Genomic DNA, 8591 nt, shown 5'->3' on the forward strand with positions numbered 1-8591 from the left:
ATTAAACAAAATGTCATAAATGGTTTTAGTATTAAAACAATAGGTATACCGAGTGTCCATGTAGCAGTTTGAAATATCTGAATTACTGTATAAAAAATACTATTCAAACGAATTCTATCATCATCCGTAATCTCTGCTAATAATACACCTTGAGCTGGTGAAATAACACTATTTAAAAAACTCAATAGAAACTTTATCAGAAACACAATATATATATTTTTATAAAACAAAGCTAATAAGCAAATAATGAAAATTTTTAATATCAATGTTCTCATTATAACCCATTTTGCTGGTATTTTATCAATAACATTCGAAAGTAGCACACTTCCTAGCACATTTGCAACCGACCCTACTATTAAAATGGCACTAGTTTCAAATAGTGATTGACTCATTTGATAAACAAAGAGTATTAAAACCATATCCAAGAGTATTCCTGTAAGAATAATTAATATTTGTCCTACTAAAAACTCTAAAAATAGATTCCATTGTTGACTAGCTTTAACTACTGTTTTCATATTTATCCTTCAATAATGCTACCATTAAATAATAAAACCTTTTCACTCACAGTCCTAACTATATCAAAAAAGGCACCTATTAGAAAGCGTTTACACCTTTTGGCTCTACATTTATATCTCAACAAATCAATTTACAGCAACCATCTTAAATAAACTAGCCATACTACTACTTCAATCATCCACACAGTTCTTTTTCCAATCTAGTTTCAAATCATCCTACTACTAAAACGAGGAGGCGCAAAAACGAACAATTTCCGGTTTCCACTTGAGGTCTGAATAGATAAAAACAGCTTAGAATCAACGTTTCTAATAACGTAATTCTAAGCTGTTTTCTATTTCGAAGACTTTTTACCCAGCCTCGTTTGATACCTATCCATTCATTTCTTTTACAATCAAATAAATTAAGAAAGAACAACTATAGTTTATGGAGTTCACGATAAGCCTGTGCCTCCGTTTCGGTTGCATAAACAAAATGTCCTGGACAAATCTCATGCATCTGGCGTTCTTGGCCATCTTGTTCAATCGATGGATCATAAATTTGGTGCTGACGAGCACGTTCACGTTCTGGATCTGGCTCAGGGATAGCTGATAATAGACTCTTCGTGTACGGATGAATCGGATTATTATAAATCTCATCTGCTGTTCCCACTTCCAAGAGTTTCCCCCAGTGCATGACACCAATACGATCTGAGATGTATTTAACCATAGACAAATCATGGGCAATAAAAAGATAAGTCAGCCCCTGTTCACGCTGAAGCTTTTGCATAAGGTTAACAACCTGAGCTTGGATAGAAACATCTAAAGCTGAAATCGGCTCATCCGCTACAATAAAACTCGGATTGACTGCTAAAGCACGTGCAATGCCTATCCGTTGACGCTGACCTCCCGCTCACAATCTGCAGGAGGATAGGGTTCATCTTATTCTTCTCGATAAACTCCAAATTTCCAATGACCTACTGGTCATTTCTCAAGGGTTGGGATATCCTCCATTTTAGGTAATGTACGGAATCTCTGGCTCAATAGGAGTGAGAGGGAGATTAAGAGAAGACTGGCGCCGCAAATCAGGATGGTAGTAAGAGATCCCAAGCTTCGAACGAATAAGCCACCCACAAGAGAAGCGAGGGGAGCTAGGCTGTTTAAAAGAGTCATATTAATCGTATGGACACGGCCAATCATATCATGTGGAGGTAACTTTTGAAAGAGAACAGAGTAAGCCACATTGACAATACCATTGGAAACACCTGAGAGAAGGATGAGGACTATTGTAAGTGGAAATATCTCTAGCTCGAGACTGATAACTGCTAAAAGCCATGTCAATCCGGTAATTGAGTAAGAAATAGCTACTAAATAACCAAGGGGAAGGCGAAGCGACACAAATTCACTCAACAAGGAGCCGAACATAGATCCTAGGCCCAGTAGCATTAGCAAGAGACCATAGACCGTTGGTGTTTGATAGTATACACTGGTAAACTCTGGCAGGCTAACGTAGAAAACTGCATAAACACAATTCATCAATAAAAGCGGAAACAAGAGGCGAAGTACCAGCGGTTGTCTAACAAAGCTCAGTCCTTCCTTAAGATCCCTTATATAAGCTGTCCTACGATCCCTTTTGGGCTGTCCTATGTTATTTGAAGGATTCGAAGTCCTTATTCGTTTGAAAAAAAAGAATGCAAAAAAGAAAAGAATACTCGTCAAACCAAACAGTTGATTCAGGCTTAGCAGAGAAAGAACAAGCGCAGAAATCGCGTTAAAAAACAAGTCTGCTCCAGTGCTGGACATCATAAGCCAGGAATTCGCTTTCGTAAGCTCTTCTGGAGCCACCATTCGCGGTAAAAGTGCCTCACCTACTGGATATAAGAACTCTGAAGCAGTCGCTAATACTGGGATTGCTAGTAACAGAAGCCACAGATTAAAACCTAGCCAATTGGTTGCAAAACTGAGAATGCAGAGAGCCAGAAACAAAAGTGCCGACAAATTCCCCAATAAGCGTCTCTGATTCCAAGTATCCACCACCGGTCCCCAAAAAATTCCTAATAAAGCTGGTAAGGCAAATAGAAAACTAGCAATTCCCGTATACAATGAATCCTGGGTTATCTGGTATAAATACCACATACAAATCATGTAAACCAAACTATCCCCTAGATTCAAAAATAATCGCCCCATAAACAGACGCCTAAAATCTGGATACTTCATAATTCCTCCTCCTTCTACCGCTCCTCTCTACGATTCCTCTGATAAGCCCAAACTGCTAACACCAAAAAGAGAGTAAGCCAAAAGCACAAAGCCAAAAAGGAAATACACTTCACACTACCCGTCAGTAGAAAGGTATGACTAGCCCCAATCAAACTAACATTCACTAATCCTTGAAGGATTGGTATTGACGAAAAGCCAGCAGCCAAGGGTAAGAAGCAAGAAAGCAGGAACACAATTATAGAAACGGTCATCACTTGAAAGACAGTTTTTAGAACCAATCCGGCGACCAAACCGACCAACAAATATGCTAAAAGAGTTAGCAACAACAAGCCAAAGTAGAGCAACCAATTGGTAAGGGGGACACCAAAAACGAACGGGGTCAAAAAACCTAAAATCATAGCTGCCCCAAAAGGAATCAGGATGACCGACAATAGATATTCACCTACTGTCACTCCCGCAAGCGATAGCGTTCGAAGATTCCGCTTTTGCTTCTCTTCCGCCACAATAGTACTGACAACAAGCGTTGCATTACCATAAGTAAGGCCCCCTAGTATAAGGCTGGAGATAAGCATTTGAACGGAAGTATCTGTCCCTGTGTCCCCCATCATTTCAACAAAAATTCTAAACAATAGGTATCCACATAAGGCGATAGCAGAAAGACAAATAGTAAAAATTTATTGCTTTGTAAAATTTGCCAGCGTAACCAAAGCAAACTCTTTAATCTATGATTCATACAAGGACTCTCCCGTTAGTTGCATAAAAATCGTTTCCAAATCCACCGTTGCTGTGTCTATCCCTACCACCTGATCATTAAAATGGTTTGTAACCTCAGAACGTGGAACCATCTTTGTCTCACCATTCCGATACCGAATGGTCACCAAATCCTCACTGGGTACCTGACGTTCCCAAATTTCTTCCAGAGTTCCGGACTCTACAATAGTCCCTTTATGAAGTAAAATCAAGCGATCACATAGCCGCATAGCCTCCTGCATATTGTGAGTTACCAAAAAAATAGCCGTTCCTTTTTCCTTTAAGGCTAACAGTAAATCCTGAACTCTTTTGGCCAAACTTGGATCTAAGCCAGAGGTAGGTTCATCCAAGAATAACAGTTTTGGTTGGTGAAGTACCGCCCGAATCAAGAGCATCCGTTGCTTCATTCCAGTCGACAATTGAGCGGCCTTTACTTCACGATCATCCCATAACTCCAATTGTTTCAGTAAGGCATCTACTTCCTGCATCGGAATCTGAAAAAAGCGGGCAAAAAAAGTGAGATTCTGATAAACTGTCAACATTTCATAGAATCCAAGAGTATCATTCATCAAGCCCAGGTGGGCAAAATCTTCCTCCCGATTCTTCACATTCTTACCAAAAATCTCCACCGAGCCCGCATCTGGCTCTATCTGTCCCGTCAACAAGCCTATGGTTGTCGACTTGCCAGAACCAGATGGCCCCAACAATCCCAGAATTTCTCCTCCCGCTAATTCTAGCTGAAGATCCTCTAGAACCACTTTCTGACCAAAGCTTTTTTTCACTCCCTCTACTCGAATCATATCAGCTCTCGCTTCCTATTTTTTTATAAGCCCTATTTTAACAAAACTCTACGAAATGAAAAGAGGCTAGAACGTGAATTCAGCCTCGAAATTTTTTGGAAAATAGCTACGCTAAGAGCATAAAAGAGACTCCGGATTCAACTAATATAGCGCCAAACCGTTTGGGATGACAACGTGAAACCGAGATTTACAACGAAATCCTTTTACACTCCCATCGTTCATATCTCCCCCTAGACAAACCAAGCTCGTTTCCAAATCATGAATACAAGCCCCAATACACAAGCTAAAAATAGAAGTCCTTCTACTACAAGCCCTTCCGAACCAAGAAGAGAAAAAGCGATAGTAAATAGAGAAGAATTGACGGTCAAAGTCTGAAGTACATATTTGACATCAATCTCGGAATTTTGCTTCAAAAAATAGGTCCGAACTTTGATTCCTACAGATAATAACAAAGCCGTCAATAAACTAAAGATTCCCACTTGAAGTAAAGGCCAAGCCTGCATATACCGTAAGAAAAAGAAGAAGCCAAACAAAGCCAGAACCATGTATTCTGGAAAAAGAGATTGGTATAATTGTCTATACCGCTTTTGTAGCTGAATAACGGTAATTGACAAAATCCCTGGTAATACAAATGGGAGCCATGACATCATTTCAAAACCATCTGCTATGAAGGCCTTCGTTAATAAGGGAATCCAAAGTACAATTGCAGTTCCAAAAACACCTGAAAGTGGATAGGCTAACCAGCCACGAATTCTCTCACCAGCCTGTGGTGCAACTACTTCAACCCGATCCTGGAGTAGGGTTAGCCAGGCTGTTACAAAAAATCCTCCCATCAATAGATACCGAAAAAGCGACTCCGTACCAAACTGAGATAACAGAATTCCTACGAAAAATCCTAACATTTTCGAGCCATTTCGTAACAACTGAACCGTGAAAAAACCAGACGTCAAGCTCTGCTCAGACTCAAGAATTTTTTCTTGATAGACCATCAACAAACTGCTGATCAAAATCGATAAGTAGGTATAAAGTACCACATAAAAACCAACTGTCCCTGTCAACTGCCCTAAAAAGACCGAGATGATAATCCCTAGCAAAGCCCCCAACGGATAGATAAAAACCGGAAGTTGCTGAATCAACTGTGTTCGTCGCAATAGAACGATTAACAAAAGATCAACGAAGGAAGCTAACAGCAAAATTAGAAAACTATTCATTCCCTCAAATTGGAGCAGTTTCCCTGTCATAAAAGAATAGAGTAGACCTGATAGCAGCAGGCTCAAAAAATAAATAATCGATTGACGCTTCCGACTCTCCAACACCATACTAAAAACTCCTTCCTAGTCACCCATTCAAACTTTATAGATGATTTCTACTGACCATCATCCACTGTAGTAATAACGTATTTTCAACAATCGCCAGCTAATCCCTAACCCTATCAAATAGTTCCATCAATACCTGCTTTAGGTCATCTGGTTTCGTTAACATAAGCAGATGATCCTGAGGTGCAATGGGATTATGGGGCAACGATAAAGGAATACTTGAAAATAAGCGAACATGTTTTGCTTGCTCCACTACTTGTGCCAAACATTGCTGGCTCTTAAAGCCAGAATAAAGAGTCAAATAATCAAGGCAAGCTTGATTCCCTAATTTCACACGGAAGCTCTCACCGTCTTCCTGTAAATTCTGTCCAATAATCTGGGCCACTGCCTTCCCCACTTGGGAATCCACACCAAGCATTTGCTGCAGATAAGCTTCCTTAGTCGGAAAAATCTCCTCTTGATTTTCCAAAAGAGCAACAAGTTGTTGATGATCTGGAATATCTTCAAACCCATCGATTAAAATGAGAGCTTCTAATGAAGTCGGATACTGCTTTAAATAATCGAGCAATACTGGAACACCAAAAGAAGAAGCCACAACAATCTTGGGAGATTGTAACATCTCTAATTTGTCTGCTAACTGATGGTATAGCTCATTCTTAGAAATCCTTGGAAAACTAGTCTCCAAAAACTCTATACTTGTCCAATGATCTTTAACACTAGGAAGATCCACAATCAAATCCCAAACATGATGGCTCCAGCCCAAAGGGCTCAAACATAAAACATTCGTCATCCTACAATCCTCCTATATGCAAAAACCACCCTCACGGGTGGCTCGTTATTTATCTTACTGGACTTCTTTAAAGACCATCTTCTGTCTCACTTCCCCTTGGCCACCTTTGGCAATTTGATAGGTGAAGCTATCGGATGTGAACTGGTCACCAAAGGCAAAGACAGAGTTGTATTGCCATTGGGAAAGTTCATCATTTTCTTTTTTTCCTAAGGTAAGCGTAGTTGGCGTCACAGCATAACGCCATTCTGCACTTTGCTCCTCATAAGATTTCTTAAATTCCTCAGGAGAACTAGCTGCTTTAAGGGCAACTTCACGACTTTGGGTCACAACAACCTGATTTCCCCCATTCTGGAAAGTCACATACATCATTTTGTCATTTTGAGTACCATCAAGGACACTAGAATACTGGTAAGTTTTTCCTTGGACAACCTTATCCAAACGGTGACCAGCCCAATAGAAAAATCCTCCAATTCCTAGTCCGACTACAACTAGGGCAGCCAATCCCATGCGAACATATTTATTATTGAGTAATTCTTTCATGTTTTTCATGTTTGATGTTACTCCTCATATGAATCTGAGCTTGCGCTAGTGCTCGTTTCAGTTCGGCTAAAGGTAGACTCAGAAGAACTGCTATCAAAATCTTCATAGTCATCAGAAGAGGAAGAAGTGCGTGTCATCGTACTTGAGCTACTGCTTGAGCTTGAACTTGAACTGGATTCTTCCACTTCCTTATAGACTTTGACATTAAAGGCATCACGACCGCCTTCTTTGGTCAACATAATTTGCAAATATTTGGCATCTGCCAACTCAGAAGCCCTGGCCTTCAGTTTAGCGTAAATTTCTTCTGCCACCTTCTTAGCTGAACTTTCTGTATACTTGCTGACGTCTGTTAGCAAAGCTTCTGCCCTTGGTTTGTAAAGTTCCTTCATGTCCAAATCAGCAATCAAGTCCGCATTGCGATTAAATTCATCTTTGTTATCTAAGAAATTCAAGGTAAGATTCTGTGACACACTCGTATCTTTAGAGTGTAGCATTCGGATTTCTGCTTGAATAGTATCTAGATAGTCGTCCAGTTCTAGGACTTCTTCAGAGCTAGAAGCTTGGGTAGATGATGAAGTAGCATTAGCGTTGCTAGAAGTACTACCTGAGCTTGAGCTTGAACTACTGTTGGATGATGACGTGCTTGAGGTAGAAGATTCAGTAGAACTGCTATCTGTCGAATCTGAACCACCTGTACTATCTCCTGAAGGGGAACTAGAAGATCCTGAACCAGAATTATCCTCTGGGAATAACTCAGTCATAGAGGGTTCATCATTAACCCCTTTTTTAACCTCTTCTTCTTGAACAGCAGATTGCTTCCAAGACGGAGCATCTTCTACCTTAATTTCTGGTTTATACTCAATCCTAGATTGATCAACTTCTTTAAAGGTTGTATTTTCAATATTTGTAAGATGAAGATTTGTGGAATTATCTACAACTGTAATATTATCTCCATTATGGATATAGTTATTAATCACAACCTTTGTCATGGCACAGTGCTGACCGTGACCATTGTATTTGTAGTCTACGGGCACTTGCCCATCCCGTTTAAGGATCAGAGTGTCACCTGCATAAATCAAGTCCACATTTTGAATATTGTTGTCATAAGCTAGTTTGGCAATGGAAATTCCTGTTGCCTGTGAGATTCCCCAAAGGGTGTCCCCCCACTGAATCACGTAAATTTGGCCATCTTGCCCAGAATCCACTACCGTACCAGATTGGTCAACTCGAATATTCTGGTTCTGCATATTTTGCTTGATTTGCTCTGGACTGCTGGCAATCCAGTTGGTGATATCTGCCGCTTGAGCTGTCGATTGATATTGATAGAACTCATCTGCTTGAACCACTGCAGCTATTTGCAGAACAGCTGGTGTCATCAGTGACCCGAGTAACAGAGCTGTCCCAAATAGGTGTTTCTTTTTCATGCAATTTTCTCCTTTGAGGAAGTTGGAAGAGCTGACTCTTCGCCCCTCACTATTTTTAAAAAAAGAGCAAAAGCTCCCTATCAAGGAATATTATAGCATATTTTCCCACAGGAAAACTCCAATCCTGAAACCATACAATAAAAAAAGCAGGAAGCCAAACTTCCTGCTTACAGATTACATCATACCACCCATCATGCCTGGATCCATAGCTGGACCGGCTGGAGCTTGTGGTTCTGGTTTGTTCGCAACAACAGCTTCTGTTG

9 protein-coding genes and 1 pseudogene are annotated in these 8591 nt (G+C 40.2%); 1 reads left to right on the forward strand and 9 read right to left on the reverse strand.

From position 1 onward, the window contains the following. From ACXM1Q_RS08095 to ACXM1Q_RS08135, 9 genes and pseudogenes are all read right to left on the reverse strand, one after another. On the reverse strand, nt 1-515 hold a 515-nt coding region (locus ACXM1Q_RS08095; RefSeq protein ID WP_458517630.1), incomplete at its 3' end, for an MFS transporter. A 415-nt stretch (nt 516-930) separates the two neighbouring features. After that, nucleotides 931-1404 (reverse strand): annotated as a pseudogene (locus ACXM1Q_RS08100) (ABC transporter ATP-binding protein); the annotation flags it as partial. Between the two features lie 71 nt (nt 1405-1475). Further along, nucleotides 1476-2708, reverse strand: a complete 1233-nt coding sequence (locus ACXM1Q_RS08105) for an MFS transporter (protein ID WP_458517631.1) — start codon at nt 2706-2708, stop codon at nt 1476-1478. Between the two features lie 14 nt (nt 2709-2722). After that, nucleotides 2723-3337 (reverse strand): hypothetical protein, encoded by a 615-nt coding sequence (locus tag ACXM1Q_RS08110; RefSeq protein WP_458517632.1) that lies wholly within the window; start codon nt 3335-3337, stop codon nt 2723-2725. A gap of 93 nt (nt 3338-3430) precedes the next feature. Further along, nucleotides 3431-4258 carry an ABC transporter ATP-binding protein gene (locus ACXM1Q_RS08115; RefSeq protein WP_458517633.1) on the reverse strand — a complete coding sequence of 276 codons (828 nt, stop codon included), beginning with the start codon at nt 4256-4258 and terminating at the stop codon, nt 3431-3433. Between the two features lie 230 nt (nt 4259-4488). Continuing rightward, nucleotides 4489-5577 (reverse strand): hypothetical protein, encoded by a 1089-nt coding sequence (locus ACXM1Q_RS08120; RefSeq protein WP_458517634.1) that lies wholly within the window; start codon nt 5575-5577, stop codon nt 4489-4491. 97 nt (nt 5578-5674) lie between these two features. Beyond that, a complete protein-coding gene (locus ACXM1Q_RS08125; protein ID WP_458517635.1) occupies nt 5675-6364 on the reverse strand; it encodes a hypothetical protein in 690 nt (229 codons plus the stop codon). A 54-nt stretch (nt 6365-6418) separates the two neighbouring features. Continuing rightward, a complete protein-coding gene (locus ACXM1Q_RS08130; protein ID WP_458517636.1) occupies nt 6419-6913 on the reverse strand; it encodes a hypothetical protein in 495 nt (164 codons plus the stop codon). A gap of 8 nt (nt 6914-6921) precedes the next feature. Then, on the reverse strand, nt 6922-8328 hold the full coding sequence (locus tag ACXM1Q_RS08135) for a LysM peptidoglycan-binding domain-containing protein (RefSeq protein WP_458517637.1): 1407 nt from the start codon (nt 8326-8328) through the stop codon (nt 6922-6924). Between the two features lie 22 nt (nt 8329-8350). On the opposite strand from ACXM1Q_RS08135, the gene ACXM1Q_RS08140 reads away from it, so the two are divergent. Beyond that, the coding region (locus tag ACXM1Q_RS08140; RefSeq protein ID WP_458517638.1) for a hypothetical protein at nt 8351-8591 on the forward strand (241 nt) is incomplete at its 3' end.

The sequence above is a fragment of the Streptococcus sp. 10F2 genome, assembly GCF_054331515.2.